General features: G+C 72.8%; 26 protein-coding genes and 1 pseudogene. 18 read left to right on the top strand and 9 right to left on the bottom strand.

Going from position 1 to position 26,689, the window contains the following annotated elements:
• Window positions 1–94: 94 nt before the first annotated feature.
• On the bottom strand, window positions 95–1,864 hold the full coding sequence (locus tag BKA05_RS10840; protein ID WP_218842393.1) for an AMP-dependent synthetase/ligase: 1,770 nt from the start codon (window positions 1,862–1,864) through the stop codon (window positions 95–97).
• 161 nt (window positions 1,865–2,025) lie between these two features.
• Here BKA05_RS10840 and BKA05_RS10835 point away from each other — a divergent pair, with 161 nt between their 5' ends.
• From BKA05_RS10835 to BKA05_RS10815, 5 genes are read left to right on the top strand one after another with little or no spacing between them, the layout of a single operon-like run.
• Window positions 2,026–2,463 carry an SRPBCC family protein gene (locus tag BKA05_RS10835; RefSeq protein WP_179531441.1) on the top strand — a complete coding sequence of 146 codons (438 nt, stop codon included), beginning with the start codon at window positions 2,026–2,028 and terminating at the stop codon, window positions 2,461–2,463.
• 10 nt (window positions 2,464–2,473) lie between these two features.
• Complete coding sequence (locus tag BKA05_RS10830; protein WP_179531440.1) at window positions 2,474–3,679, top strand: TRC40/GET3/ArsA family transport-energizing ATPase; 1,206 nt, start codon at window positions 2,474–2,476, stop codon at window positions 3,677–3,679.
• On the top strand, window positions 3,676–4,197 hold the full coding sequence (locus BKA05_RS10825) for a hypothetical protein (RefSeq protein ID WP_179531439.1): 522 nt from the start codon (window positions 3,676–3,678) through the stop codon (window positions 4,195–4,197). Before BKA05_RS10830 ends, BKA05_RS10825 begins: the two co-directional genes overlap by 4 nt.
• A complete protein-coding gene (locus tag BKA05_RS10820; protein WP_179531438.1) occupies window positions 4,194–5,135 on the top strand; it encodes an ROK family glucokinase in 942 nt (313 codons plus the stop codon). The genes BKA05_RS10825 and BKA05_RS10820 overlap by 4 nt, the downstream gene beginning before the upstream one ends.
• 18 nt (window positions 5,136–5,153) lie before the next feature.
• Window positions 5,154–6,158, top strand: coding sequence for an ROK family protein (locus BKA05_RS10815; protein ID WP_179531437.1), 1,005 nt, complete (start codon window positions 5,154–5,156; stop codon window positions 6,156–6,158).
• On the opposite strand, the gene BKA05_RS10810 is transcribed toward BKA05_RS10815, so the two are convergent.
• The 3 genes from BKA05_RS10810 to BKA05_RS10800 form a co-directional block, all read right to left on the bottom strand.
• Window positions 6,155–6,478, bottom strand: a complete 324-nt coding sequence (locus BKA05_RS10810) for a phosphatase PAP2 family protein (RefSeq protein WP_179531436.1) — start codon at window positions 6,476–6,478, stop codon at window positions 6,155–6,157. The genes BKA05_RS10815 and BKA05_RS10810 overlap by 4 nt on opposite strands.
• A gap of 567 nt (window positions 6,479–7,045) precedes the next feature.
• The gene (locus BKA05_RS10805; RefSeq protein WP_179531435.1) at window positions 7,046–7,492 is read right to left on the bottom strand and encodes a hypothetical protein; all 447 of its coding nucleotides are present in this window, start codon (window positions 7,490–7,492) and stop codon (window positions 7,046–7,048) included.
• A 10-nt stretch (window positions 7,493–7,502) separates the two neighbouring features.
• Entirely contained in the window at window positions 7,503–8,273 is a 771-nt protein-coding gene (locus BKA05_RS10800) for an alpha/beta hydrolase (protein ID WP_179531434.1), read from the bottom strand.
• 35 nt (window positions 8,274–8,308) lie between these two features.
• Between BKA05_RS10800 and BKA05_RS10795 the strand changes: the two genes are divergently transcribed.
• The 5 genes from BKA05_RS10795 to BKA05_RS10775 are packed head-to-tail and all read left to right on the top strand — an operon-like array spanning window position 8,309 to window position 12,287.
• Complete coding sequence (locus tag BKA05_RS10795) at window positions 8,309–9,034, top strand: 1-acyl-sn-glycerol-3-phosphate acyltransferase (protein WP_179531433.1); 726 nt, start codon at window positions 8,309–8,311, stop codon at window positions 9,032–9,034.
• 14 nt (window positions 9,035–9,048) lie between these two features.
• Entirely contained in the window at window positions 9,049–10,185 is a 1,137-nt protein-coding gene (gene macS / locus BKA05_RS20305; protein ID WP_343045620.1) for a MacS family sensor histidine kinase, read from the top strand.
• A complete protein-coding gene (locus BKA05_RS20055) occupies window positions 10,182–10,733 on the top strand; it encodes a flavin reductase (RefSeq protein WP_179531432.1) in 552 nt (183 codons plus the stop codon). Before macS ends, BKA05_RS20055 begins: the two co-directional genes overlap by 4 nt.
• 17 nt (window positions 10,734–10,750) lie before the next feature.
• Entirely contained in the window at window positions 10,751–11,389 is a 639-nt protein-coding gene (locus tag BKA05_RS10780) for a response regulator (RefSeq protein ID WP_179533132.1), read from the top strand.
• Window positions 11,373–12,287 carry a hypothetical protein gene (locus BKA05_RS10775; RefSeq protein ID WP_179531431.1) on the top strand — a complete coding sequence of 305 codons (915 nt, stop codon included), beginning with the start codon at window positions 11,373–11,375 and terminating at the stop codon, window positions 12,285–12,287. Before BKA05_RS10780 ends, BKA05_RS10775 begins: the two co-directional genes overlap by 17 nt.
• Here BKA05_RS10775 and BKA05_RS10770 read toward each other — a convergent pair.
• Complete coding sequence (locus BKA05_RS10770; RefSeq protein ID WP_179531430.1) at window positions 12,277–13,365, bottom strand: acyltransferase family protein; 1,089 nt, start codon at window positions 13,363–13,365, stop codon at window positions 12,277–12,279. The genes BKA05_RS10775 and BKA05_RS10770 overlap by 11 nt on opposite strands.
• A gap of 195 nt (window positions 13,366–13,560) precedes the next feature.
• Between BKA05_RS10770 and BKA05_RS20475 the strand changes: the two are divergent.
• From BKA05_RS20475 to BKA05_RS10760, 3 genes and pseudogenes are all read left to right on the top strand, one after another.
• Window positions 13,561–13,782 (top strand): annotated as a pseudogene (locus tag BKA05_RS20475) (transposase); the annotation flags it as partial.
• A 40-nt stretch (window positions 13,783–13,822) separates the two neighbouring features.
• On the top strand, window positions 13,823–14,389 hold the full coding sequence (locus BKA05_RS19700; RefSeq protein ID WP_343045619.1) for a transposase: 567 nt from the start codon (window positions 13,823–13,825) through the stop codon (window positions 14,387–14,389).
• A 141-nt stretch (window positions 14,390–14,530) separates the two neighbouring features.
• Window positions 14,531–15,067 carry a DUF1697 domain-containing protein gene (locus BKA05_RS10760; protein ID WP_179531428.1) on the top strand — a complete coding sequence of 179 codons (537 nt, stop codon included), beginning with the start codon at window positions 14,531–14,533 and terminating at the stop codon, window positions 15,065–15,067.
• 89 nt (window positions 15,068–15,156) lie between these two features.
• Here BKA05_RS10760 and glpK read toward each other — a convergent pair whose 3' ends face one another.
• Window positions 15,157–16,629: a glycerol kinase GlpK gene (gene glpK / locus BKA05_RS10755; RefSeq protein ID WP_179531427.1), complete on the bottom strand. Its 1,473-nt coding sequence runs from the start codon at window positions 16,627–16,629 to the stop codon at window positions 15,157–15,159.
• Window positions 16,626–17,465, bottom strand: a complete 840-nt coding sequence (locus BKA05_RS10750) for a DUF1028 domain-containing protein (protein WP_179531426.1) — start codon at window positions 17,463–17,465, stop codon at window positions 16,626–16,628. Before BKA05_RS10750 ends, glpK begins: the two co-directional genes overlap by 4 nt.
• Before the next feature lie 105 nt (window positions 17,466–17,570).
• Between BKA05_RS10750 and BKA05_RS20050 the strand changes: the two genes are divergently transcribed.
• Complete coding sequence (locus BKA05_RS20050; protein ID WP_179531425.1) at window positions 17,571–20,471, top strand: helix-turn-helix transcriptional regulator; 2,901 nt, start codon at window positions 17,571–17,573, stop codon at window positions 20,469–20,471.
• Between the two features lie 40 nt (window positions 20,472–20,511).
• Here the strand turns inward: BKA05_RS20050 and BKA05_RS10740 are convergent, their stop codons facing one another.
• Both BKA05_RS10740 and BKA05_RS10735 read right to left on the bottom strand, forming a co-directional pair.
• Window positions 20,512–21,036, bottom strand: a complete 525-nt coding sequence (locus BKA05_RS10740) for a hypothetical protein (RefSeq protein ID WP_179531424.1) — start codon at window positions 21,034–21,036, stop codon at window positions 20,512–20,514.
• 107 nt (window positions 21,037–21,143) lie between these two features.
• Window positions 21,144–21,962, bottom strand: coding sequence for a hypothetical protein (locus BKA05_RS10735; RefSeq protein ID WP_179531423.1), 819 nt, complete (start codon window positions 21,960–21,962; stop codon window positions 21,144–21,146).
• Window positions 21,963–22,158: 196 nt separating this feature from the next.
• Here BKA05_RS10735 and BKA05_RS10730 point away from each other — a divergent pair, with 196 nt between their 5' ends.
• The 4 genes from BKA05_RS10730 to BKA05_RS10715 all read left to right on the top strand — a co-directional run bounded on the left by BKA05_RS10730 (window position 22,159) and on the right by BKA05_RS10715 (window position 26,668).
• Window positions 22,159–23,187: a 6-phosphofructokinase gene (locus BKA05_RS10730; protein ID WP_179531422.1), complete on the top strand. Its 1,029-nt coding sequence runs from the start codon at window positions 22,159–22,161 to the stop codon at window positions 23,185–23,187.
• Window positions 23,187–23,615 carry a DUF309 domain-containing protein gene (locus BKA05_RS10725; RefSeq protein ID WP_179531421.1) on the top strand — a complete coding sequence of 143 codons (429 nt, stop codon included), beginning with the start codon at window positions 23,187–23,189 and terminating at the stop codon, window positions 23,613–23,615. The genes BKA05_RS10730 and BKA05_RS10725 overlap by 1 nt, the downstream gene beginning before the upstream one ends.
• 152 nt (window positions 23,616–23,767) lie before the next feature.
• Window positions 23,768–25,237 carry an APC family permease gene (locus BKA05_RS10720; RefSeq protein WP_179531420.1) on the top strand — a complete coding sequence of 490 codons (1,470 nt, stop codon included), beginning with the start codon at window positions 23,768–23,770 and terminating at the stop codon, window positions 25,235–25,237.
• 78 nt (window positions 25,238–25,315) lie between these two features.
• The gene (locus BKA05_RS10715; protein WP_179531419.1) at window positions 25,316–26,668 is read left to right on the top strand and encodes a class II 3-deoxy-7-phosphoheptulonate synthase; all 1,353 of its coding nucleotides are present in this window, start codon (window positions 25,316–25,318) and stop codon (window positions 26,666–26,668) included.
• Window positions 26,669–26,689 lie beyond the last annotated feature (21 nt).

Below are 26,689 nucleotides of genomic sequence, written 5' to 3'. Positions count from 1 at the left end.
TCAGCGGATGCCACGGGTGTCGTCCGTCCGCTGGGAGCAGCCGACGAGGCGCGGGAGGGGCGGGGGAGCAGCGAGTGACGGCCGGAGGCCGACCTCAGCGGTAGAGCGCCTCCACGTGCGCCCGCGACTCGCGCATGACCACCGACCGCTTGAGCTTCAGGCTGGGCGTCAGCTGGCCGCCCTCCTCCGTCCACTCCTCGGCGATGACGGCGAACTTGCGGATGGACTCCGCCTTCGAGACTGCTCGGTTGGCGTCCTCGACGGCCTCCTCCACCGCGGCGCGGACGTCCGCGTGATCGAGGAGGTCCTCCGCCGATCCGCTGAGCCCGCGTCCGTCGGCCCAGACCGCGAGGGCCTCGCGGTCGAGCGTGACCAGCGCACCGATGAAGGGCTGGCCGTCGCCCACGACGAGGCACTGGTCCACGAGCGCGTGGGCGCGCACGCGGTCCTCGAGCACGGCCGGCGCCACGTTCTTGCCGCCGGCGGTCACGAGGATCTCCTTCTTGCGGCCGGTGATGCGGACGAAGCCCTCGTCGTCGACCTCCCCGACGTCCCCGCTGTGGAACCAGCCGTCGCGTTCGAGGGTCTCGGCCGTGGCGGTCTCGTTGTCCCAGTAGCCCGCGAAGACCTGGCCGCCGCGGAAGAGCAGCTCGCCGTCGTCCGCGACGCGCACTGCCGTGCCCGGGAGCGGACGCCCGACGGTGCCGATCTTGTGGGCCCCCGGGAGGTTCACGGTGAGCGCGGCGGTGGTCTCGGTCAGGCCGTAGCCCTCGAGGATGGTCAGGCCGACCCCGCGGTAGAAGTGGCCCAGACGCTCGCCGAGCGGGGCGCCGCCGGAGACCGCGAAGGTGCAGCTGCCGCCCAGGGCGGCGAGGAGCTTGCCGTAGACGAGGCGGCTGAACACGGCGTGCTCGGCACGCACGCGCAGCGGCACCCGGCCGCGGTCCTGAGCGCGGGACCAGGCGATCGCGGTCTCGGCAGCCCGGTCGAACACCGTGCCGCGTCCCTCTGCCGCCGCCTTCTGGGAGGCGGTGTTGAAGACCTTCTCGAAGACCCGCGGCACGGCGAGCACGAAGGTCGGACGGAAGGACTGCAGGTCGGGCAGCAGGTTCTTGATGTCGGGGCTGTGCCCCAGCCGGGTGCGCGACATGACGCACCCCACCTGGATGATCCGGGCGAACACGTGGGCCAGCGGCAGGAACAGCAGCGTCGAGGCGCCCTCGGTGTCGAAGAGCGACTCGAGCTCCTCCGTGGCGACACCGAGCTCGAAGAGGAAGTTCCCGTGCGTGAGCATGCAGCCCTTGGGACGCCCGGTGGTGCCGGAGGTGTAGATGATCGTCGCGAGGTCCAGCGGGGTCGCGGACGTACGCCGCTGCTCGAGCAGGTCGTCGGCGACATCGGCCCCGAGCCGGGTCAGCACGTCGACGGCGTTGTCGGCGAAGGACCACACGTGCAGCAGGTCCTCGAGGTCGGCGCGCACGGCACTGACCCGGGCGGTGTGCTCGGGGCCCTCGGTGACGACGGCGCGGGCGCCGGAGTCCGCGAGGATCCAGGCGACCTGCTCCTCCGAGGAGGTCTCGTAGACCGGCACGGTCACGGCGCCGGCGAACCAGATGGCGTAGTCCAGGAGCGTCCACTCGTACCGGGTCTTCGACATCAGCGCCACCCGGTCCCCGGGCTCGACGCCGGCGGCCACGAGACCCTTGGCCACGGCCCGCACCTCGTCGAGGAACACCGCGGCCGTCACGTCGGTCCAGCCGCCCGTGCCGTCGGGGCGGCTCATCACGGCCGCCTCGGGTGCCTCGGCCGCGTTGCGGAGGACCGCGTCGGTGAGGTTGCCGGTGGTGGGGACCTCGACGGTCATGGGCGTCGAGTACTCGCGCACTGCTGCTCCTGTCTGGGCCTTCGACGAACGTGCCTCGGCACGTTACCGCCGTCGGGTCGACCCGGCCCCATCCGGTACGCTCGCGCAGCCGGAGGTCTCCTTCTCCAGCCCCCATCAACCAGCGCGGAAAGTGAGTCGCAGTGGCTGAGCAGACCACCTCGTCGATCGTCATCGACGCCGCCCCCGCGGACGTCATGGCGGTCATCGCCGACTTCGAGTCCTACCCCGCCTGGGCGAAGGGCGTGACCACCGCCGACGTGGTCTCCACCGGCCCTGGAGGGCGGGCGGAGCAGGTGTTCTTCGCCCTGGACGTCTCGCCCATCAAGGACGAGTACACCCTGGCCTACACCTGGGACGGCGACCGCGAGGTCACCTGGACCCTGGTGGAGGGCAAGATGCTCCGGGCGCTGGACGGCGCCTACGTCCTGCGGGAGGTGGGCGGCTCGACGGAGGTCACCTACCGACTCGCGCTCGACGTCTCGATCCCGCTCATCGGGATGCTCAAGCGCAAGGGCGAGAAGATCCTCATCGACACCGCGCTCAAGGGGCTCAAGAAGCGCGTCGAGCAGCTGGCCTGAGGGCGGCTGCGTGCGCATCCTCCTGTTCACCGGCAAGGGCGGCGTCGGCAAGTCGACGGTCGCGTCCGGCACGGCCGCGCTCGCGGCCGCCGACGGGCTCCGCACGCTGGTGCTCTCGACCGATGCCGCGCACTCGCTGGCCGACGCCTTCGGCGCGCCCGTCGGGCCGGAGCCGACCGAGGTCGCGCCTCGGCTCTTCGTCCAGCAGGTCGACGCGCAGCTGCGGTTCCAGCAGTCGTGGGCCGACATCCAGCGCTACCTGCTCTCGGTCCTCGACGTCGCGGGGGTGGACCCGGTGGCGGCCGAGGAGCTGACCGTCATCCCGGGGGCCGAGGAGGTGCTGGCGCTCCTCGAGCTGCGGCTGCAGGCGATGTCGGGCCGGTGGGACGTCGTGGTCGTCGACTGCGCCCCGACGGCCGAGACGCTGCGCCTGCTGGCCCTGCCCGAGGCACTCGGCTGGTACATGCACCGGGTGCTGCCCGCGGAGCGACGCATCGTCAAGGCGCTCAAGCCCGTCCTCACCAGGGCGGCCGGGGTCCCCATGCCCGGTGACGACGTCTTCGACGCGATCGAGCGGCTGCATGCCGAGCTCGACCAGGTCCGCGCCCTGCTGTCGGGGCCGGAGGCGAGCGTGCGCCTCGTGCTCACCCCCGAGACCGTCGTGCTGGCGGAGGCCCGCCGCAGCTACACCAACCTCTCTCTCTTCGGCTACCGCGTCGACGGGGTCGTCGCCAACCGGGTCTTCCCGGCCGGTGGCGACGCCTGGCGCGAGGGCTGGGTGGCCGCGCAGGACGCCGTGCTCGCCCAGGTCTCGCAGTCCTTCGCCGGTCTGCCGGTGTGGCGCTCGGAGTACCGTCCGGTCGAGCCGGTCGGGGTGGAGGCGCTGCACACGCTCGCCACCGAGGTGTACGCCGGCTCCGACCCGCTCGCGCCGCCGCGGGGCGAGGGGCCCTTCCAGGTCACCCGCACCGAGCGGGGTGCCGTGCTGCGCCTGGCGCTGCCCTTCGTGACCCGGGCCGAGGTCGACCTGGCGCGCAACGGTGACGAGCTGGTCGTCACGGTGGGTTCCTACCGGCGACTGCTGACCCTGCCCTCGGGCCTCGCGCGGCTGCGGGTCGCGGGTGCCCGGGTCGAGGACGGTCAGCTCCGGGTCCGCTTCGCCGAGCCCGAGGCGACCGGTGCCGACGTACGACGGCCGCAGGAGGCACGGCGATGAGCGAGCAGCCGCCGCGCGGGCCCGGTGACCAGGGGCCGGCGGAGGAGCCGGGCGAGGACGTGGGGAGCGTCGCCGAGGAGGCGGCCAAGCTCTTCGGGGCGCTCTCGGACTGGGCCAAGGACCAGGGGCAGGACTGGGCGCAGGACTGGGCCCAGGGGGTGTCGGGCATCGCCGAGCAGGCCGCCCGCACGGCCCACCAGGTGCACGAGCACCTCGACGAGAACCTCCGCGAGAACCTCGCCAACGGAAGTCCGGAGTGCCGCTACTGCCCGGTCTGCCGCACCATCCACGTCGTGCGGGAGCTGAGCCCGGAGGTGCGGGCGCACCTGACCACCGCCGCGACCTCGCTGATGCAGGCGGCCGCGGGGGTCATGGCGGCCCAGCAGGGCGGCACCGGCGCCCGGCGGCAGGGGGTCGAGCGGATCGACCTCGACGACGCAGAGCCGTGGGACGACGTGCCCCACGGCGACGACCAGCCCGACCCCGGGGCAGACAGCGACAGAGGGACCGACGAGTGAGCCTGACCTGCGGCATCGACATCGGCGGCACCAAGATTCTCGGCGGTGTCGTGGACGAGGACGGCGCGATCCTGGCCGAGCTCCGGGTGGAGTCACCGGCCACCGACGAGGAGGCCATCGAGCGCGCCGTGTGCGACCTCGTGCGACGTCTGGCCGCCGAGCACGACGTGAGCGCCGTCGGTGTCGGGGCGGCGGGGTACGTCGACAAGAGCCGCTCCACCGTGATGTTCGCGCCCAACATCGCCTGGCGCGACGTGGACCTGCGCGCGGAGCTTGAGCGCGACCTCGGGCTGCCGGTGGTGATCGAGAACGACGCCAACGTGGCGGCGTGGGGTGAGTTCCGCTTCGGTGCGGGTGCCGACGTCGACGACCTGCTGCTGGTCACGGTGGGTACCGGGGTCGGCGGCGGTCTCGTCCTGGACGGCGCGCTCTACCGCGGCGCCTTCGGGGTCGGTGCCGAGATCGGCCACATGCGCGTCGTGCCCGGTGGGGTGCTCTGCGGCTGCGGCAACCACGGCTGCTGGGAGCAGTACGCCTCCGGCTCCGCCATGGTGCGCGAGGCCCGGAGCGAGGCGCGCGGCGGCTCCCTGCTCGCCCGCCGGCTGCTCGACCTCGCCGGCGGCGACGCCGACCGGATCACCGGCCCGCTCATCACCGAGGCGGCTCGGGCCGGCGACCCCTTCTCCGTCGAGCAGCTCGCGACGCTCGGGCACTGGTTGGGCGAGGGCATCGCCTCGCTGGCCGCCATCCTCGACCCGGCCGTCTGCGTCATCGGCGGCGGTGTCAGCGAGGCGGGGGACCTGCTGCTGCAACCGGTCCGCCAGGCGTTCTCGGCCCAGCTGACCGGCCGTGGGCACCGCCCCAGCCTGGAGATCCGCAAGGCGCGCCTGGGCAACCGGGCCGGCCTCATCGGCGCCGCCGACCTGGCCCGGCACTGACCGGCGGGGCGGGCTGAGATGTCGGTCGTCATCGGCGTCGACGTCGGCGGCACGAAGGTCGTGGCCGCCGAGGTGTCACCGGACGGCGAGGTCCTGGGCGTCGCGCGCCGGCTGACCCCGGGCCGCCGGGTCGAGGTGGAGCTCGTGGAGGACGCGCTGACCCAGGCGGTCGAGGAGGTGGCGGCCGGCCGCCGGGTCGCCGGGGTGGGCCTGGCAGCCGCGGGCTTCGTCGACGCCGCGGGGGAGCGGGTGATGTTCGCCCCGCACCTGCCCTGGCACGGCCAGTCGGTCAGGGCCCGGCTGGCCGAGCGCTGGCAGGTGCCGGTCTTCTTGGACAACGACGCGAACTGCGCGGCCCGCGCGGAGACGGCGTACGGCGCGGCGGTCGGCGCCCGCGACGCGCTGGTCGTCACGCTCGGGACCGGCATCGGCGGTGCCGTGGTGCTGGGCCGCCAGCTGCATCGGGGGCGCAACGGCATGGCGGGCGAGTTTGGGCACATGCAGGTGGTGCCGGACGGCCGCGACTGCGAGTGCGGGGGTCGCGGCTGCTGGGAGCAGTACTCCTCCGGCAACGCACTGGTCCGGCTGGCGCGCGCCGCGCTCGACGCGCCGGGGGCCGGCGGCGTGCTGCTCGACCTCGCCGAGGGGGACCCGTCGCTCGTCGACGGGCCGATGGTGACCCAGGCCGCCTCGGAGGGCGACCAGGTCGCCCTGCAGGCCTTCGCCTCCGTCGGCACCTGGCTCGGCACCGGCCTCGCGAACCTGGTGGCCGCCTTCGACCCCGAGGTCGTCGTGGTCGGCGGGGGAGTCTCGGCTGCCGGGGACCTGCTCCTGGAGCCAGCGCGCCACGAGCTGGCCCGCTCGTTGGTCGGTGCGGCCGACCGGGTCGTCCCGCCCGTCATCCGGGCGGCGCACGGTCCCGAGGCGGGCGCCGTCGGCGCGGCCAGCATGGTCCGCGACGGGCTCGGTCGGGGCGCCCGACCGCGTCGCACCCGCGCGCGACGACCGCGGCGTACCCGCTAGGCCGAGCGTCGCTCCCAGCGCCCGAGCACGTGGTGCACCCCTGCAGCCAGGAGAGCTCCCGCCAGCAGGTCGACGACATAGTGCTCGGCGAAGTAGACCAGTGCGATGCACATGGTCAAGGGGTACAGGTGCCAGAGGTGCCCCCACCAGCGGGTTGCGCGGGAAGCAAGCACGAGACTCACAAGCACCGCCGTGCCTGCGTGGAGTGACGGCATGGCAGCGACGGAATTCGCGACGGCCTTCCAGCACGCGCGACAGCTGGATCCCGAGGTCAGAGATGCCTCGTCCGGTGATGCGCGAGACCGAGGGATCGAGGACACCCTGCTGTGCTGCCATCCACGGCGGTGCCAAGGGGTGCGCCACGTAGACGATCAAGCCACCCACGTACAGGGCGAGGAATCGCCGGACCCAAGCGCGCCATGCCCGTCGATCCGTGAGGTACCACCACGTCGCGAGCCCGTAGGCGACCACGAAGTGGCTGAGGTAGGTCAGTGAGAACAACGCATCCGATAGCGAGCCGCCCTCAACGGTGCACGACGGCGCGCACCAGGCTGCCTGGAGGTGCTCTGTAGGGGTTGCTCCCGCCCCCATCCAGGAGTCCACCGTGGCCGGCCACTGGAGGAACGGACCGATGCCGAGCTCGTCCGCCATGCCCCTGGTGTAGGTGTAGGCGACGAGCACCAGAACCAGCGGAGCCCAGTCCAACGCGAACCGAGCGTGCGTGGCGGGCGGCTGGTCGATGTTCCAGGCGACGGTGAACAGCCAGATCAGGACGACGACCCCGAGCACGTCACCGGGAATCCCTCGGCTCGCGACGGCCCACCCGGCCAGGGCTCCCCACAGCAGTAGTGCGAAGCCGCGAACGGCGATCAGCCCCACGCGCCCGCTCAGACCCGGGAGCCGTCGTCCCAGGGGTCGCGGGGCTCCTTGGGCATCCGGGCCACGAGGTAGCAGAAGCCGCCCACGAACCACGCCACCATCAGGTAGCCGACCCACGAGGGCAGGCCGATGCCGAAGAGCAGCGACACGAGCAGCAGCAGGGGCGATCCCACGACACCGGCCCAGGCGATGCCGCGGTCGGGCTCGGGGACGGGCAGCGGGGGCGGGTCGGGCGGGACGTAGGTGTCGTCGTCCTCGGCGTACGCCGGAGCCGACTCGGCCAGCTCGGCGGGCTCCTCCGGCTCGTCGGCGACGGCCCAGGCGTAGGGATCCGGGCGGGCCGGCTGCTCCGGGGGCGTGGCCGGGGCCGGGCCGTGCTCGTCGTCGAGCTCGGCCCGCTCTCCGAAGTTCTCGACGATCGACCGCCAGGCCTCGTCGTCTCCCTCGCGCTGCACGGGAAAGAGCCTACGAGGTCACCCTCGCGACGAAAGCGGCCGACTCCTCCACGATCGTCGGCAGGTCGTTGTCGAGCGTCGCGACGTGGTAGCTCTCGGACAGCCGCACCACGCTCACCTCGCCCGACACCCCGCGGGTGATCAGCGGCTCGGACGCCTCGTCGACGACGTGGTCCACGGTCGAGCGCAGGTAGAGCAGCGGCACCGTGATGCGGGGCAGGTCCGCGACCAGCGGCTTCCAGGCCCGCATCATCGAGTGCGCGGCCTTGAGCGGGGTGCGGGTGTAGCCGTGCTCCTCGACACCGGGCTTCTTGATGTCGTTGGCGATGCCGGGGAAGGACGGGACGAGGTGCTTGAGCACCGGCAGCAGCTTCACGTCCAGCCGCTTGGTGGCCACGGCCGGGTTGACCACGACCACGCCGGCCAGCGAGGGGGTGTCGGCGGCCAGCCGCAGCACCAGGGCACCGCCCATCGACAGCCCGGCCGCGACGACGACGTCGGTGCGGGCCGCGAGCCGGTCGTGGGCGGCCCGCAGCTCGGCGTACCAGTCGTCCCAGGTGCGGGTGTTGAGGTCCTGCCACGTGGTGCCGTGCCCGGGCAGGCGCGGCACCTCGACGGCGTACCCCTTCTCGGCCAGCGCCTCGGCCCACGGCTTCATCGACGCCGGCTGACCGGTGAACCCGTGGCTGAGCAGGACCCCGATCCGGCGGCCGCCGGTGGCGTCGGGGTCGGCGTCGGTCGCGAACGGGCTGGCCAGGGGGTGCAGGGGCGCGGCGGTCATGCCGCGATCCTGCCGCATTGCCCTAGGCTGGCGGGGTGTTCTACTGGTTCCTGAAGTGGATCGCCCTCGGGCCGCTCCTGCGTGTCGTCTTCCGTCCGCAGACGGAGGGCGCCGAGCACGTGCCCGCCGAGGGTCCGGCGATCCTCGCGAGCAACCACCTGTCCTACGCCGACTGGTTGTTCATGCCGCTCACCCTGCCCCGCCGGGTCACCTTCGTCGCCAAGGCGGAGTACTTCACCGGCAAGGGGCTGAAGGGCTGGCTCCAGAAGACCTTCTTCTCCGGCTCCGGACAGGTCCCGATCGACCGCGCGGGCGCCGACGCCGCGGCCGGGGCCCTGCTCTCGGCCAAGCGCGTCCTCGGCGAGGGTGGGCTGTTCGGGATCTACCCCGAGGGCACGCGCAGCCACGACGGCAAGCTCTACCGCGGCAAGACCGGCGTCGCCCGGCTCGCGCTCGAGACCGGCGTGCCGGTCATCCCCGTCGCCGTCGTGGGGACCGACGTGGTGGCGCCCCCGGGCAAGAAGTTCGGCTCGTTCACCCGGCCGGTGGTGCGCTTCGGCAAGCCGCTGGACTTCTCCCGCTACGAGGGCCTGGAGAACGACCGCTACATCCTGCGCTCGATCACCGACGAGATCATGTACGAGATCATGCGGCTCTCGGGCCAGGAGTACGTCGACATGTACGCCACCCGGGCCAAGGAGCTCTCCAAGAGCGAGGCCGCGCAGGCCGCGGCCACCGACGAGGAGCGGAAGGCGTCCTGACCGGCGCCCGCTCCGTGCCCCCCGCGACGGGGGCGGACCCGGCAGCCCGCGTCGTGGAGGACCGGCTCTTCCGGGCGCTGGCGGTGCTGCGGCTGGTGCTGGTCGCCAACACCCTCGGTGTCGGGCTCTACACCGCCGAGGAGATGGTCCGCCCGCTGCTGGGCGGGCTGGTCGTCGCCGGGGTCGTGCTCTGGTCGCTGCTGGTCACCTGGGCCTACGCCGACGTCTCCCGCCGCACCTGGCGGCTGCTCGCGGTCGACCTGGCGGTGGCCCTGGCGGCGCTGGCCCTCACCCCGGTGGTCAAGCCGGACGGCTTCGACGCGACGTTGGCCGGCTACTGGGTGATGTCACCGATGCTGGCCTGGGCCGCGCGGGCCGGCTGGCGCGGCGGACTGGTCGCGGGACTGCTGGTCGGGGGCACCGACCTGCTGATCCGTGACCAGGTCACCCAGGGCACCTACGGCAACATCTTCCTGCTCGTCGTCGGCGGACCCGTGGTCGGCTACCTCGTGGAGTCGCTGCAGCGGGCCGCTGTGGAGCGCGATCGCGCCGAGCGGGAGGCGGCCGCGGCGGCGGAGCGCGCGCGGCTGGCCCGTGCCGTGCACGACGGGGTGCTGCAGGTGCTCTCCCTCGTGCAGCGCCGCGGCGCCGAGCTCGGGGGCGAGGCGGCCGCACTCGGCCGGGCCGCCGGTGAGCAGGAGGAGGCGCTGCGGGCCCTGATCCGTGCCCAGGACCGGGTCTCCGCACGGGCCCCTGCGTCCCGCGTGGACCTCGCCGCCGCGCTGGCCGACCTGGAGTCCATGAGCGTGGTGGTCTCGCTGCCCGGGCACCCCGTCGAGCTGGACTCCGACCGGGCCACCGAGGTCGTCGCCGCGGTCCGCGCCTGCCTCGACAACGTCTCGCGGCACGCCGGCCCCGCGGCCACGGCCTGGGTGCTGCTGGAGTCCTTGCCCGACGAGGTGTCGGTCGCCGTGCGCGACGACGGTCCCGGCATCCCCGAGGGCCGGCTCGCGGAGGCGTACGCCGCGGGGCGGCTCGGTGTGTCCGGGTCGGTGGTCGGCCGGCTGCAGGACCTCGGTGGCCGGGCCGACGTGGCCACCGGATCGTGGGGCACCGAGTGGACCCTGACCCTGCCGAGGGAGGCACCGTGACCATCCACGACACCCACCCCTTCGCCGACCCCCACCCCGACCCGGTACGCCGGTTCCGTGGTCGGCTCGGCGGGGCGGTCACCCTGTGGACGGCCGGCTCCGGGTCGGCGGGCTCCGACCGGGCCGGGCTGACCGTGTCCTCGCTCGTCGTGGCCCTGGGCGAGCCGTCCCACGTGATCGGCCTGCTGGACCCGGACGCCGACCTGACCGAGACCCTGCGGGAGACCGGGCGCGCGGTCGTGCAGGTGCTGGCCTGGAGCGACCGGGGCCTGGCCGAGGCCTTCGCGGGGACGGCGCCCGCCCCGGGCGGGCCGTTCCGGGTGGCCGACTTCGAGGACACCGCCTGGGGCCCGCGACTGGTGTCGGCCGGCACCTGGGCCGGCGTGGAGCTGGTCGACGAGCGCGAGGTCGGCTGGTCCGCGGAGGTCACCTGCCGCATCGGCCACCTCGAGATCGCCGACGACCCGGTCTCCGGTGCCCTGGGCCACCGGCGGGGCCGGTGGCTGCCGCTGGTGCCGCCGGGGCATCCTCTAGGGTCCGACGCGTGAACGAGCCGTTGCGCGTGATGGTGGTCGACGACCACCCGATGTGGCGCGACGCCGTCGAGCGCGACCTGGCCGACGCCGGCTTCGACGTGGTGGCCGTGGCCGCCGACGGCGACCAGGCAGTGGCGAGGTTCCCGGCGGCGCGGCCGCAGGTGGTCGTGCTCGACCTGCAGATCCCGGGCCCGAACGGCGTCGAGGTCACCGAGACCGTGCTGCGCCACGACCCGTCGGCCCGGGTGCTCATCCTCTCGGCCAGCGGCGAGCAGGAGGACGTGCTGGCCGCGGTGAAGGCCGGTGCCACGGGCTACCTGGTGAAGTCGGCCTCGCGCGAGCAGCTGATCGAGGCCGTGCGGCGCACCGCCGCCGGCGACCCGGTCTTCACCCCGGGGTTGGCCGGGCTGGTGCTGGGGGAGTACCGCCGGCTCTCCGACCCCGTCGCCGACGACCCCGACCGGCCGCAGCTGACCGACCGGGAGACCGAGGTGCTGCGGATGGTCGCCACCGGGATGTCCTACAAGCAGATCGCCGAGCGGCTCGTCCTCTCCCACCGCACGGTGCAGAACCACGTGCAGAACACCCTGCGCAAGCTCCAGCTGCACAACCGGGTCGAGCTCACCCGGTGGGCGATCGAGCAGGGCCTCGATGACCCCGACGACTGAGGGCGACCCCACCCCGCAGCTGCTCGGGCTCGCCGAACGCCTCTACGGACTGCCGCTGGCCGAGTTCACCCCGTCCCGGGACGCTCTGGTCAAGCAGCACAAGGGGACCGAGCTGGCCCCGCTGCTGAAGTCGCTGCGCAAGCCGTCGACCGCGGCCTGGGTCGTCGACCTGCTGGTGCGGCACGAGACCGAGCAGGTCGAGCAGGTGCTGGCCGTCGGCTCCGCCCTGCGCGAGGCACAGGCCTCGATGTCGGCCGACGAGCTGCGGTCCCTCACCAAGCAGCGACGCCAGCTGACCGCGGCGGTGACCACCACGGCCCGGGCCCTGGCCCGCAGGCACGGGCTCAAGGTGACCCAGGCCGTGGCCGACCAGGTCGAGGCGACGCTGACGGCGGCGATGCTCGACGCCGACTGCGGTCGGGCTGTCCGCAGCGGCCTGCTGGTCGCCCCGCTGGCCTCGACCGGTGTGGACGCGGTCGACGTGGCCGCGGCCGTCGCGCTCCCCGAGGCCCTGGGCTTCGAGGCCGCCCCCGCCCCGGCCGAGCCGCCCGCGGCGCGACCGACGCTCAGCGTCGTACCCGACCCCGACGCGGACGCCAAGGCCCGCCGCGCCGCCGAGGAGTCGCTCGCCGAGGCCGAGGGCAAGCTCGAGGACGCCGACACCGCCTGGGCCGAGGCGCAGGCCGAGGTCGAGCAACTCGAGGCGCGGGCGCTGGAGCTGCAGGCGGAGATCGACGAGCTCAAGCGCCGGCTGGCGGACCTGGAGAACGACGCCGACGACGTCGACGACGCGCTCGAGGACGCCGAGGAGGCCCGCGACGAGGCGCAGGCCGTCCGCGAGGAGGCCCGTGCCGCCCGGGACGACGCGGCCGCCGCGCTGGAGCGGCTCACGAGCTGACGGGCTCCACGAACGCGGTCGAGGTCGTGCGGTGTCGTCGGCCGGCGCGTCGTACCCACTGCCCTGCCGGCCGCTCGATCCAGTGATGTGCGGCGGCGGCCAGGGCGGTGCTCGCGGCGAGGACGATCGGTGTCCACCACCAGTCCAGCCCGCCGACCTCGGCGCGGCCCAGGGCACGGGCCAGCAGGTCGAGCAACGGCCAGTGGACCAGGTACACCGCGAAGGACCAGGCCCCCAACCGCTGGGCGGCGGCCGAGGCGAGCACTCGTGGTGACCTCCCGTCCGCATCCCTCGCCGCAGCCCAGCAGATGGCGCCCACCGTCGAGGGCAGGGAGAGACTTGCCGCGATGGACCATGGCATCCCGGTGGTGGTGGAGACTTGGACGCCCATCAGCACCGCCCACCCGAGGGCGGCCGTTGTGAACCAGGCGCGGCGCGCGGTGGTCAAGGGCGAGTAGCCCCGCGCCATGAGCAGCGCCGCGGCGGCCCCGATGACGAACTCGGGCAGCCGGAACAGCGGGAGGTCGTAGGTGAGGAAGTGCCCCCGAGGGACAGTGCCGAGGACGAGAACTGCCAGCTCCGCCTGGATGAGCCAGAGAAGCACGCTCGCCCGGACGAGACCCGCGGTACTCATCCGGTCCAGGACCGGGAGCAGGAGGGGGAAGAGCAGGTAGAAGAATGCCTCGGCCGACAGCGACCAGCTGACCGGGTTCACGCTGATGGCAGCGCCGGGACTCCAGGCCTGGACCAGCAGGAGGTGCTGGAGGACGTCCCCGGTGTCGTCAGGCGTGCTTGCCGGAAGGGTGAGCACCAAGACGAGCACGACCAGGTGCAGGGGATAGATCCGTGCGAACCGGTGACGCCAGAAGGAGCGTGCCCCGCACCGCATCGAGCCTGCCCAGGTGAGCACGAAGCCGGACAGCACGAAGAAGAAGGAGACCCCGAGGTATCCCAGGCCCGCCACGGGCGTCTGCCAGCCCACGGTGTGGTGGAGGACGACGGCTGCGGCGGCGACAAACCGCAGGCCCGTCAACGACGGCAGCGCGGGCCGCTGCCGGACGGGGTCGGAGGGAGCCACGACAGGACGGTAGGTCCGCGCCCGGCAGCTGTCCGCCGGTCTGGGCCTGCGGCGGGCGGTTCAGACCGGACGACGTCGGCGGATGACCCGAACGGGCCATCGGGAGCGGTCGACGGGTCGGAGACGCCGGTGGCCCGCAGGCTCACTGGGTGTGTCCCAATTGCACGGACGGTTTCCGTAGGCACCGTGCGAAGCATGTCGTACCCAAGTGACCTGACCGATGACCAATGGGACCTGCTGGAGCCGGTGTTCAACGCGCCGGAGAAGCGCGGGCGCAAGTACGCCGATGACCTGCGAACTGTGGTGGACGCGATGCTGTACATCGCCCAGACCGGCTGCCAGTGGCGATACCTCCCGGCATCATTCGGGCCATGGACTCGGGTTTGGTCCCAGTTCCGTCGCTGGTCACGCAACGGCACCTGGTCGCGAGCGTTGACGGTGCTGCACCAGGCCGTACGTGAGATGGACGGCCGTCCCGAGGCGACGCCGTCGATGGTGGTCATCGACACCCATCCTCGCGCGCGGGGCGTCCAACGGCGGTTTCACGTTACACGACCGCGGCGGTCCGTACGGCCGTACCAAGGGTGCCAAGCGCATTGTCGCAGTCGACGTGACCGGCCTCCCGGTGGGCGCGCTTGTGGTGCCTGCCTCAACCCACGAAAACCGGGCCAGCGAGCTGATGCTGGAGCAGCTGACCCAGCAGGGAGTCACCGCGCGGCTCGAGCTGGTCCTGGTGGACCGTGGGGTCACCGCGGCCGCCGCGCGCACGCTCGGTCGGCAGCATGACCTCGAGGTGCGCCGGGTCGGATGGGAAGACAAGCAGCCAATGTTTCGCCCCATCTGGCACGCCTGGCGCGTCGTGGTCGCCCACGGCCGCCTCGGACGCTCCCGCCGCCTGGCGAAGTCATTCGAGAACACCCCCACCTCGGCGACCGGTTGGCTCCAGGGCGCGTGCATTGCCACGACGCTGCGCCACATGTCACGAGAACAAGCCCGCCGGCGTCCTGTCGCGGTCCCAGCTTGACCACCCGCGGTTGTGAGCTGCGCGGAATGCGACATGTGCGGGCGGGACTCTTGCCTCCCAAGTGTCGGAATCGCCTCGGCAGGGAGGTGAACGAACGCCCCGCCCTCCATATGGTTGGCGGGACCAAGAGGAGGACAGGGAATGCACGCGGTCTTCTACCGGAGCCTGAACCTAGGACACCGTGGCTCACCCACCCGCGAACAGTTCGAGAGATCCTTGCTCGAGGCCGGTGCGCAGCGGGTGAAGTCATTCCAGACCAATGGCACCGCCTTGATCGTCGCGGACGACCCGGCGTGCGTTGTCAGTGTTGCGGCCAGAACGCTCACCCAGTGCTCGGGGTACGCCGACGCCGCGCTGGTAAAGAGTGTCGCGGCGCTGCGAGAGGTGCTGGATGCTGACCACTTCACTGGCCACACGGATCACCGGACGTACCGGGAGACCTTCACCTTTTTCGATGGGGTTCGTCGAGAACCCACCTGGTCTCTGCCCTGGACGAATGCGCGTGACGACGTCGTCGTGATTCACGTAGCCAGCGGGGTCGCTTTGGGAATCATCCGCAAGGAGAGGGGCACCGCGGGCAGCGTGAGTACAGAGATCGAGAAGGAGACCGGTGGTGTTGCCACCTCTCGAACCAAGGGAACCATCGAGCGCCTCCTCAGGGCAGCCGAGAGCTGGTGACCGGCAGGGTTCATCCGTCACTCATCGGCTCCTTGTCCATTGACCCAGGACTGGTGCCTGTCGCGCGGCACCAATAGGGACACACCCAGTCAGAGCTGCGCCCAGCCCTTCGACCGCTCGACGGCCTCGGTCCAGCGGCGGTGCGCGGCGTCGGCGGCGGCGCGGTCGCCAGCGGGGGTGAAGGCCCGGTCGAGCTGCCAGGTGTCGCGCAGCTGGTCGGTGGAGTCCCACACCCCGGTGCCGAGACCCGCCAGGAACGCCGCGCCCAGGGCGGTGGTCTCGGTCAGACGGGGCCGCTCCACGGTGACGCCGAGCTGGTCGGCCTGCAGCTGGCAGAGCAGGTCGTTGGCGCAGGCGCCACCGTCGACCTTGAGGGTGTCGCGGGCGGGCATGGTCTCGATGACGTCACGGACCTCGAAGGCGATCGCCTCGAGGGTGGCGCGCACGAGGTGGGCCCGGGTGGTGCCGCGGGTCAGGCCGAGGATGGTGCCGCGGGCGTGCGGGTCCCAGTGCGGGGCTCCGAGGCCGGTGAGGGCCGGCACGAACACGACGCCGTCGGAGGAGTCCACGGTGGAGGCCACCGCCTGGGTCTCGGCGGCGGAGCCGACGATCTGCAGGCCGTCACGCAGCCACTGGACGGCGGCGCCGGTGACGAAGATGGCCCCCTCGAGGGCGTAGGTCAGCTCGCCGTCGGGGGAGCGCCAGGCGGCGGTGCTGAGCAGACCTGCGTCGGAGCGCACCAGCTCGCGACCGGTGTTGGTGAGGATGAACGACCCCGTGCCGTAGGTGCACTTGGCGTCGCCGGGGTCGAAGCAGGTCTGACCGAAGAGCGCGGACTGCTGGTCGCCGGCGATGCCCGCGATCGGCAGCTCGAGGTCGAGGAAGGAACGCGGGTCGGTGACCGCGATGTCTCCCCAGCTGGGGACGAGGTCCGGCAGCGCGTCCTGGGGTACGCCGAAGAGACCGCACAGCTCCTCGGACCAGTCACCCGTGGTCAGGTCGAAGAGCAGCGTGCGGCTGGCGTTGGACACGTCGGTGACGTGGTGGAGCCCGCGCGTCATCCGGGCGATGAGGTAGGAGTCGACCGTGCCGACGGCGTAGCGGCCCTCCTCGACCAGCGCCCAGGTGCGCGGCTCCTGCTCGGCGAGCCAGCGCAGCTTGGTGCCGGAGAAGTAGGGGTCCAGGCGCAGGCCGGTGAGCTCGGTGATGCGCTCCTCGTGGCCGTCCTCGCGCATGCGCAGGCAGATGTCGGCGGTGCGACGGTCCTGCCAGACGATGGCCCGGCGCGGGGAGCCGAGGGTCTCGCGGTCCCAGAGCAGCACGGTCTCGCGCTGGTTGGTGATGCCGATGCCCCTCAGCTCGGAGGCGTCGACCTGCTTGAGGGCGTCGCGGGTCGCCTCAAGGGTCGCCTGCCAGATCTCCTCGGGCGCGTGCTCGACCCAGCCGGGCTTCGGGAAGTGCTGGGCGAACTCCTGGTAGCCCTTGGCGACGATGTCGCCTGTGGCGGACACGACGACGGCGGTGACCCCGGTGGTGCCGGCGTCGATGGCGAGGACGCTCACTGGGCCGCCTCCTCACCGCGGGCGATCGCGAGGATGCGTCGGTCGACCCACGAGAGGTCCTCGGCCACCCGCATCTCGTAGTTCTCCGCGCCGACCCACCCCTCGAGGTCGCGGTGCCCGGCGGCTCGGGCGATGCCCTCGAGCTCCTCGCGCAGCTCGGGGGTCATGGGGACCTTCTCCTCCTCGGTGGAGGCGGTGAGGTAGAGGTCGTTGAGCCCCAGCAGGCGCTGCAGCTCCTCCACGGGCGTGGCGTGGTCGTCGACCCGCAGGTCGACCTCGATGTCGTCCATGCCGCCGTACCCGGCGCCCTCGCGTACGACGAGGACGGCTGCCGACTGGCGCCCGCGGCTGTCCCCGCCGGCCCGGTCGCCGGCCTCGAGGGCGGCGAGGAGCCGCTGGGCGAGCGGGGCCTCGGGGTCGCTGGCGAGGAACGCGGCCTCCATCGCCGAGACGACCTCCTCGCCGGTGAGGATGTTGCCCTGGATGGCGTACCCGTCGCCGGTGACGCTGCCGGCCCAGTCCAGGCAGGCGCTGCCCGTGTGGCTGGCCGCATTGCCCTCGACGTCGACGATGCCGACCTGGCGGTGGTCGCGTCCCTCGTCCTCCTCCAGCAGCCGCTGCAGGGCGACCTCGGCCGTGGCGCCCTCGTCGAGGTGGGCCAGGGCGAGGCCCTTGTAGGCGACGTTGGCGTGCGCCTGTGTGGCGATGGCGCCGACCTGGGCGACCGCCGCCGGGACGGCGCTGCCGACCGCGAGGAACTTCGAGGCCACCGCGACCCCCCACGAGGCGGTCTCGGGATCGGGACCGGCGGACCTGGCGACGATCGAGAAGGTCATGGCGCCGAGGGTAGTGCCCCCGACCTGTCGAGGATGGCCGCAGGCGCGTCCACGTGCGCGAGATGCCCTACCCGCCTGCCCGGCCGCCGTCCTAGGGTCGGGGGCATGGCATCGGACCACGTCGGCTTCGCCGGTCGTGCCCGGGAGCTCGATCGCCTCGACGAGCTGCTGTCCGCCGCGGAGCGAGGGGCGTCGCGCACCGCGCTCGTCACCGGTGAGGCGGGCATCGGGAAGTCGACCCTCGTCGAGCGGGCCGCGGCCCGCGCGCTGGAGCGGGGTCATCGGGTGCTGGTCGGGCGATGCCTCCCGGTCCAGGGCATCGTCTACGACGCGTTCGTGGACGCCCTCGGCGGACTGGCGGAGGAGCTCGGCGTCGAACGCCTCGGTGAGCTGTCCGGGCTGCCGCCGGGCGTGCTGCGCGCGGTCGTCCCCGAGGCGCGGCCCTTCGTGGCCGGCGATCCTGTGGACCCGGTGGGCCCGGGCGCCCAGGCGCGGCTCTTCGACGGCGTGGGCAAGCTCCTGCGTCGACTGGCTGAACCGGCACCGGTCCTGGTGGTGGTGGAGGACCTCCACTGGGCACACCCGACGACCCTGGCGCTCTTCTGCGTGCTGTCCCAGCGACTGGCCGGCCAGCGCGTCACGTTGATCGGGACCGAGCGGCAGCCTGGGCCGGCGTTGGAGAGGCACCTGGCGCCCCTGCTGTCGGAGACCAGCCGAGGCGACCACGTCGATCGTCTGCACCTGGTGGGGCTCTCCGAGCACGATGTCGGCATCCAGCTCCGTGGCCTGGTGGGGGAGGAGCCCTCGCGGGCCGTGGTCCGGTCGGTGCTCGCACGGTCGGAGGGCAACCCGCTGTTCGTGCGCGAGCTGGCGGTGCAGGACCCGGGGTCACCCGACGAGGTGCCGCACCGACTGCGCGACCTCTTCGAGACCACGCTGCTCTCGCTCCCGGAGGAGACCCAGCACCTGGTGCGGCTCTGTGCTGCCGCCGGGCGACGGGTGCACCACCTCCTGCTCTGCCGCGCCTTCGGGCTCGCGCCCCACGTGGTGGCGGACCGGCTCCGACCCGCCGTCCGTGCGCAGATCCTGGTCCCCGACGGCGACGGCGTGTCCTACGGGTTCCGCCACGTCCTGCTGGCCGAGACCGCGGGTGACGCACTGCTGCCCGGCGAGAGCCAGGGGGTGCACGCCCGGCTGGCCGAGGCCCTCGAGGGCGAGCCCGGGTTGGCCAGCACCGCGCCCGCAGCCGAGCTGGCGCACCACTGGGGCCTGGCCGGCGAGCCCGACCGCGCGCTGGTCTGGTCGGTCACCGCTGCGGAGGAGGCCGATGCCTCCCACGCCCTCGACGCGGCGCTGCTCCACCTGGATCGGGCAGTCGAGCTGTGGGACGACGTCCCGGACGCCGCGCGACTGGTCGGCCGGCGGCGCTGGCAGGTGCTGTCGTGGCAGGGGTCGATGGCGAACCTGGCCGGCCAGAACGCCAAGGCGATCGCGCTGATGGAGCGCGCGGTGGAGGAGCACAGGGCTGATCCGGAGGGGACACCCGCGGAGCTGGGGGCGCTGTACTCCCGGCTGACGATCTGCTTGGGCACCGTGGTGCCCCACGCCGAGGAGACGCTGGATGCCAGTCGTCGCGCCCTCGAGCTGGTGCCGGAGAGTCCGCCCAGCGCCGTACGCGCGGAGGCCCTGGCCAGTGCGGCGCATCTGCACCTGCGCATCGACGTGCGTGCCGCGCGAGACCTCGCCCGTGAGGCCGCCGAGGTCGCGGGCACGGTGACGGCGCGGCCTCTCGAGGCGAGGGCCCGCACGTTGCTGGGCATGTCGTTGGCCTCCCTCGGCGACCTCGAGGCGGGTCTCGCGAGCATCGACGAGGCCCATGAGCTCGGGGTGCGTCACGAGCTGCACGAGGAGGTCGCCCGCAGCGCGATGTACGGCTCCCAGATCCTGATCCGTGCCGGCCGGCTGGCGGAGGGGGCTGCTGTCGCCCTCGAAGGGGTGCGGTGCGCCCGGGAGGGAGGCGTGTTCAGCAAGTGGGGGTCCGGCATCGCGGGCAACGCCGCCTCCGCGCTGTTCCTCTCCGGGAGGTGGGACGATGCTGCGCGCCAGATCGTGGAGGTGGACGGTGACACCGGCGGCACGGCCTGGCTCTACACGCTTCATGCCCGGTTGCTGGGTTTCCGTGGACTCGCCGACGAGGCCGCCCGCTCTCTCCGCCTCGCCAGGGAGCACCACGGCGAGGACGACCCGCACTACCCCGTCGTGGCGGCCTCGCTGGCGCTGCTGGTCGACGACCCTGACTCCGCGGGGAAGGCCCTGTCGCCGTGGCGGCAGCTCGTGGAGGTCTCCCACGACGCCACGGTCAACGAGCTCTGCGCCGTCGCCCTGCGCACGGCCGTGGACCGTGCCCCGCGCCTGCCGGCGGAGGAGACGCGTCTGCTCGTGGACGAGCTGCTGGACGCGGTGCGGACCCGACCGACGAGAGCGCTGGTGCACGCGACCGCCTGGGGTGCCACGGCGCGCGCCGAGGCCTCCCGGCTGGTGCGGGGAGGGCCGGACGCCTGGCTCGACGCCACCGACGCCTGGCGGCGTGTGGACGGGTGGTGGCACGCCCGGTGCTACTGCCTGGCACGGCTCGGAGAGGCCCATGCCCTGGCGGGCAGGTCGGGGCCGGCGCGAGAGGCGCTCTCGGAGGCCGTGTCGATCGCGGAGGAGCTGGGGTCACCACCGCTGCTCGAGCTGGCGCTCGGCCTGGCCCGGTTCCACCGATTGGTCCTGGCCGGCCACAGCACACCGGTCCACGGGCCCGAGGCGCTGACCGTGCGCGAGCGCGAGGTGCTCGCTCTCATCACGGTGGGTCACACCAACCGGCGGATAGCCCGCGACCTCGGGATCAGTGAGAAGACGGTCTCGGTCCACGTGTCGAACGTCCTGCGCAAGCTCGGGGTGGGGTCGCGCACCGAGGCCGCCGGGGTCGCCTTCCGCGAGGGGCTCGCCGCCGACCCCTGACGGTTGGCTCCGCGTACCTCGGCGGCTCGACGGCTCGGCGTCACCCAGGGCAGGTGACGTCGACCTCCACGGCGTAGGTGTCACCCGACGCCCCGCGGCGCGGCACCTCGAAGCGACCCGAGGCGGTGTCGCCGTCGACGGTGAACTCGCCGGGCACACCGTTGGCCAGGGTGTCCTCCCCGTCGATGGCGTCCTCGACGATGAGCACGCTCACCTCGGCAGGTATCTCGCCCTCGTGGCCGGGAGTGGGCAGGGTCAGGCGGATGCGGCCGGCAAGGATGCTGTTGTCGACGACCACGTCGTCGGAGTCGTCGACGAGGTATCCCTCGGCTCGGAAGGCTGCGCCCATGAAGGCGGGGTCGCAGACCTCGCTGACGCCGTTCATCGCTGCAGCACCCTCGTCGATGGTGAGGCCGTGGAAGGCGAACCGGTACGCCTTGCCGTCGACGACCACGCGGGTGTCACCACCGTCGGCTGACGTGGACGTCGACGGGCCCGTGCTGGAGGGTCCGTCAGCGGTCGCTCCGGTCCCGGACTGGTCCGAGCCGGCCGGCGGGTCTCCCACGACCTCATCCCCCTGGTCACCGCATGCCATCAGCGACGCGGTGAGCGCGACGCAGCACGCGCCGGCCCGGATGCGCCGGTGGGTACCGGGCGCTCTGCTGCCGTGCGTCACGGCTGCAGCTTCAGCGAGAGCCTGTCGGCGTAGGCGGCCCGGACTCCGGAGTCGCCGCGCAGGGCCTTCAGGACGACCTTCGCCTTCCTCGCGCGCTTCGGGACGGTGCCCGAGGCCGTGCGCTCGGCGAGCAGCGTCACCTCGTCGCCGGGTTCGCCGGGGGTGAGGATGTCGCGATCGGCCAGGGTGACCGGCGCGAGACGGGCGAACTTCCCGACCTTCTTGCCCTTGCGGTCCAGCCAGGTGAGCGTGACCTGCATCCGGTCCTCGTTGCCGGCGTACCCACCCAGCCATCCGCGGAGGTCGAACTGTGCCCCCTTCCTGATCAGGGAGCGGTGGCGGCTCAGGTCGATCCGCTGCGTCGCCCGGCCAGTGTCCGCCGATGACGTGTGGTAGGCGCCGGTGAAGTGGTTCTTGCCGCGGCCTGCGGGACCGGGGGAGTTCTTGGACAGGCGCAGACCGTAGGCCTGGGGGTCCGGGGCCTCGGGGGCGTACCTCGCGGCGGTGAACTGCTCGGACTTCTTCACCGACCAGCCCTTGATCGCGACGCGGCTGAAGTCGTCGGGCTCGCCCTTGGTCTTCTCGGCGCTGCCGTTCCTGATCAGGTTGCCGGTCCCTGCCCGCCTCGCGGCAGGGGCGGCAGCCGGTCCTGCGGTCGTGGCAGGCGACACGGTGAGTGCCGCCGGGCCGGTGGCTGCGCCGGCGCTGGGTGTCGTCCCAGGGCCGGTGGACGCCGCGAGTGCCAGGACTGCGAGGGCGGCCAGGCCGCGGGAGCGGGGTGAGACGGGTCGATGGTGGTGGGGGAGTCGGCTCATGCCTCCACGGTCGGTGCGTCGGGGTGGGTGACGCCATCGGGACAATTCCCTATCGCTCCCGGGCCACTCCCGAGGACGTCTGGCGAGGGACACGTCGAGGGGCCGCTGAACCCGCGCCGCGGCAACGCCCTGCTCGACCACCGCCGGGCATGGTTAGGTGGTCGCGTCAGACGTCACTCGGACCCCAGGAGGAACCATGCGCGTCGGTGTGCTCACCGGAGGCGGGGACTGCCCCGGCCTCAACGCCGTCATCCGCGCCGTCGTGCGCAAGGGGGTGCGCGAGCACGGGTTCGAGTTCGTCGGCTACCGCAACGGGTGGAAGGGCCCGCTCGAGGGGCTGACGATGCCGCTGGGCATCGAGGAGTGCCGCGGCATCCTCCCGCGCGGCGGCACGATCCTGGGGTCCTCGCGGACCAACCCGTTCAAGCTGGACCACGGCGTCCAGCAGATCACCGACAACCTCGCCCGTGACGGCGTCGACGCCCTGGTGGCGATCGGCGGCGAGGACACCCTCGGCGTGGCCACCAAGCTGGCCGAGCTGGGCGTGAACGTCGTCGGGGTGCCGAAGACGATCGACAACGACCTCTCCGGCACCGACTTCACCTTCGGCTTCGACACCGCGGTCAACATCGCCACCGAGGCCATCGACCGCCTGCACACCACCGCCGAGTCGCACCACCGGGTGCTGGTGGTCGAGGTGATGGGCCGGCACGCGGGCTGGATCGCACTCCACTCCGGCATCGCCGGCGGGGCCAGCGCGGTGCTCATCCCCGAGCAGCCCTTCGACATCGAGGCGGTCTGCCGCCACGTCGAGGCGCGCTTCGAGTCCGAGTACGCCCCGATCATCGTCGTCTCCGAGGGCGCCGTCCCGCGTGAGGGCGGCGACATGACGCTGCAGTCAGGGGAGACCGACGACTTCGGCCACGTCCGGCTCGGAGGAATCGGCGACCGGTTGGCCCGCGAGATCGAGCAGCGCACCGGCAAGGAGGCCCGCGCGGTCGTCCTCGGTCACATCCAGCGCGGCGGCACGCCCACCGCCTTCGACCGCTGGCTGGCCACCCGGCTGGGGCTGCACGCCGCCGACGCGGTCGCGGAGGGCGACTTCGGCACGATGATGGCGCTGCACGGCACCAAGATCGCCCGGGTGCCGCTCGCCGAGGGCACCGGCGAGCTCAAGCTGGTCAGCCCGGCGGAGTACGCCGAGGCCGAGGTGTTCTTCGGCTGATGGCCGCCGCCGATCGCGACCGCAACGCCGACGGCCGCGCCGAGCAGGCGCGGCCGCGCGACCGGCTGGGCCGGCCGCTGCCCTACGGATCGCCCGGCCTGCCACCGATCGACGAGACGCCCCGACCACCGGAGGCGACGATCGCCTACGCCCGCGCGCTGCTCGACGAGGGCCGTCCCTTCGCCGCGCACGAGGCGCTGGAGGTGCGCTGGAAGTCCTGCCCCGAGCACGAGCGGCCGTTGTGGCAGGGGCTGGCCCAGGTCTGCGTGGCCCTCACCCACGCCGAGCGAGGCAACGCCGTGGGTGCCCAGCGGTTGCTCGAACGCGCGGGCCGGCACCTCGGCGCGTACGCCGACGGCGAGTCCCCGACCTACGGACTGGACCTGGACGACCTGCTCGCCTGCGCGCGACGACGGGTCGACGGCTGAGCGCCACCCAGCCGTCCCGGCGAGGACGCCGAGGGCGGGGCTCGAGCCCAGCACCCGGGCGTACGCGACCAGGGGTGGTTTGCCGTGCCGGTGCGCGGGAGAGCATCTGCGGTTGAGCGGGCCGGGATCGGCTCCGGGCAGGGAGGGTCCCCATGAGCAGCCAGAGCGCCACGCAGGTGGACGACCGGAGCGACGCGGCGCAAGGGGGTCCCCTCAAGCGGGCGATCGGCCCGCGGCTGCTGCTCTTCTTCGTCGTCGGCGACATCATCGGGGCCGGCGTCTTCGCCATCACCGGTGACGTGGCCGCGCAGGTGGGCGGCGTGGCGTGGTTGCCGTTCCTCGTGGCGTTCGCCGTGGCGGGCCTGACGGCCCTGAGCTACCTCGAGCTGGTGACGCGGTACCCGCAGGCGGCCGGCGCGGCGCTGTTCGTGCACAAGGCCTTCGGCACCCACTTCCTGACCTTCCTGGTGGCCTTCGCGGTCGTCTGCTCTGGCATCACCAGCGCCTCGACGTCCTCGGGGCTGGTGGCCTCCAACCTGCTGCTGGGTCTCGACGGCCTCGTCGGCGGTGTCCCCACGGGGACCGGCGCCACGCTCGCCGTCGCGCTCGGCTTCATGCTGGTCCTGGCGGCGGTCAACCTGCGCGGGGTCGGCGAGAGCGTGAAGCTCAACGTGGTGCTCACCTCGGTGGTCGTGGTCGCGCTCGCCGCGATCATCGCCATCGGGGCCTGGGCGGCGGTGAGCGGCGAGGGGGACCTGGGCCGGGTGGTGGTCTTCGAGACACCGGGGGAGAAGTCGGCGTTCCTGGCGATCACCATCGCCACCACGGTGGCGTTCTTCGCGATGGTCGGCTTCGAGGACTCCGTCAACATGGTGGAGGAGGTCAAGGACCCCTCGCGCACCTTCCCGCGCATCCTGCTCACCGGCCTCGGGATCTGCGCCGGCGTCTACGTCCTGGTCGCCCTGGCCGTGGTCGTCGTCATCCCGCCGGGCGACATCGCCGACCCGGCCAACCCCGACGCCGGCATCCTGCTCGACGTCGTGCGGGTCGGTGCACCGGGGCTCCCGATCGACGACGTCTTCCCCTTCCTCACGATCTGCGCGGTCGGCAACACGGCGCTGATCAACATGCTGATGGCCAGCCGACTGGTCTACGGGATGGCGAAGCAGGACGTGCTGCCCCGCTCGCTGGCGGCGGTGCTGCCCGGCCGTCGCTCCCCGTGGGCGGCCATCGCCTTCACGACGCTCATGGCTCTCGGGCTCATCACGTTCGTGCGGCTGCGCTCGGAGACCGAGGTCGTCTCCGCGCTCGCCGGCACCACGGGCCTGCTGCTGCTCGCCGTCTTCGCCGTGGTCAACGTCGCCTGCCTGGTGCTGCGCCGGCGCGACCGCGGCGAGGAGGACGGCTTCGACGCGCCGCGCTGGACGCCGTACGTCGGTGCCGCCAGCGCCGCGTTCCTCGTCGGCCCCTGGGCCCGCGTCGCCGAGGACCACGTGCAGTACCGCATCGCCGGGGTGCTGCTGGCCATCGGCGTGGTGCTGTGGGTGCTGACCTGGCTCACCAACCGCGGCATCCGCGCCAAGAAGACCGGGTTCCGCGACCCCGACGCGCTGCGAGAGTAGGTCCCGCGGGGGCCGCCGGCCTGTCCACGTCGCACCGCGGAGTCGGAGCGGGAGCGGCACCCGACGTACCCTGGATCGGTGAGCATCCCCACCCTCGAGAGCCTGCACGCGATCGGCGCCCTCCAGCAGCCGACGTACCCCGACCGCGGGGCCCTCGACGACGCCGTGGCCCGACTGCGCACCATGCCCCCGCTGGTCTTCGCGGGCGAGTGCGACGACCTCACCGACAAGCTGGCCGCGGTCACCCGTGGCGAGGCGTTCCTGCTGCAGGGCGGTGACTGCGCCGAGACCTTCGCCGAGGTCACCGCCGACAACGTCCGCAACAAGCTGCGGGTCCTGCTGCAGATGGCCGTCGTCATGACCTACGCCGGCTCGGTGCCGGTGGTGAAGCTGGGCCGGATGGCCGGGCAGTACGCCAAGCCCCGCAGCTCCGACGACGAGACCCGCGTGGTCGACGGCCAGGAGGTCACCCTCCCGGCGTACCGCGGGGACGCCGTCAACGGCTTCGAGTTCACCCCCGAGTCGCGCATCCCCGACCCCAACCGGCTGCTCGACGTCTACAACGCCTCCGCGGCGACCCTGAACCTCGTGCGTGCCTTCGTCACCGGTGGGTACGCCGACCTGCGCCAGGTCCACACCTGGAACACCGACTTCGTGAAGACCTCGCCCGCGGGCCAGCGCTACGAGCAGCTGGCCGGTGAGATCGACAAGGCGCTGTCGTTCATGAAGGCCATCGGGGCCGACCCCGAGGAGCTGCGCCGCGTCGACTTCCACTCCAGCCACGAGGCGCTGCTGATGGAGTACGAGCACGCGATGACCCGCGTCGACTCCCGCACCGAGCAGCCCTACAACGTCTCGGGCCACTTCGTGTGGATCGGTGAGCGGACCCGTCAGCTCGACGCCGCCCACGTGGAGTACTTCCGCCACATCCGCAATCCCATCGGCGTGAAGCTCGGCCCCACGGCCACCGCCGACGACGCGCTGGCCCTGGCCGCCAAGCTCAACCCGGAGAACACCCCCGGCCGGCTGACGTTCATCACCCGCTTCGGTGCGGGCAAGGTCCGCGACGGCCTGCCCGGCCTGGTCGAGAAGGTCACCGCCGAGGGTGTGCAGGTCGCCTGGGTGTGCGACCCGATGCACGGCAACACCTTCACCTCCTCCACCGGCTACAAGACCCGTCGCTTCGACGACGTCGTGGGCGAGGTGCAGGGCTTCTTCGACGTGCACCGCAGCCTCGGCACCTGGCCCGGCGGCATCCTGGTCGAGATGACCGGTGACGACGTCACCGAGTGCATCGGCGGCGGCGAGGAGCTCGACGAGCACGGCCTCGCGCACCGCTACGAGTCGGTCGTCGACCCGCGGCTGAACCGCGTGCAGTCCCTCGAGCTGGCCTTCCACGTCGCGGAGATGCTGCGAGCCACCTCGGCCTGAGCGCGGCGCGGGCGGCCGGAT

Origin of the sequence: Nocardioides marinus, from assembly GCF_013408145.1 — a bacterium.
GTDB classification, from domain to species: Bacteria; Actinomycetota; Actinomycetes; order Propionibacteriales; family Nocardioidaceae; genus Nocardioides; species Nocardioides marinus.
This window is presented reverse-complemented; position numbering and strand designations above follow the sequence as displayed.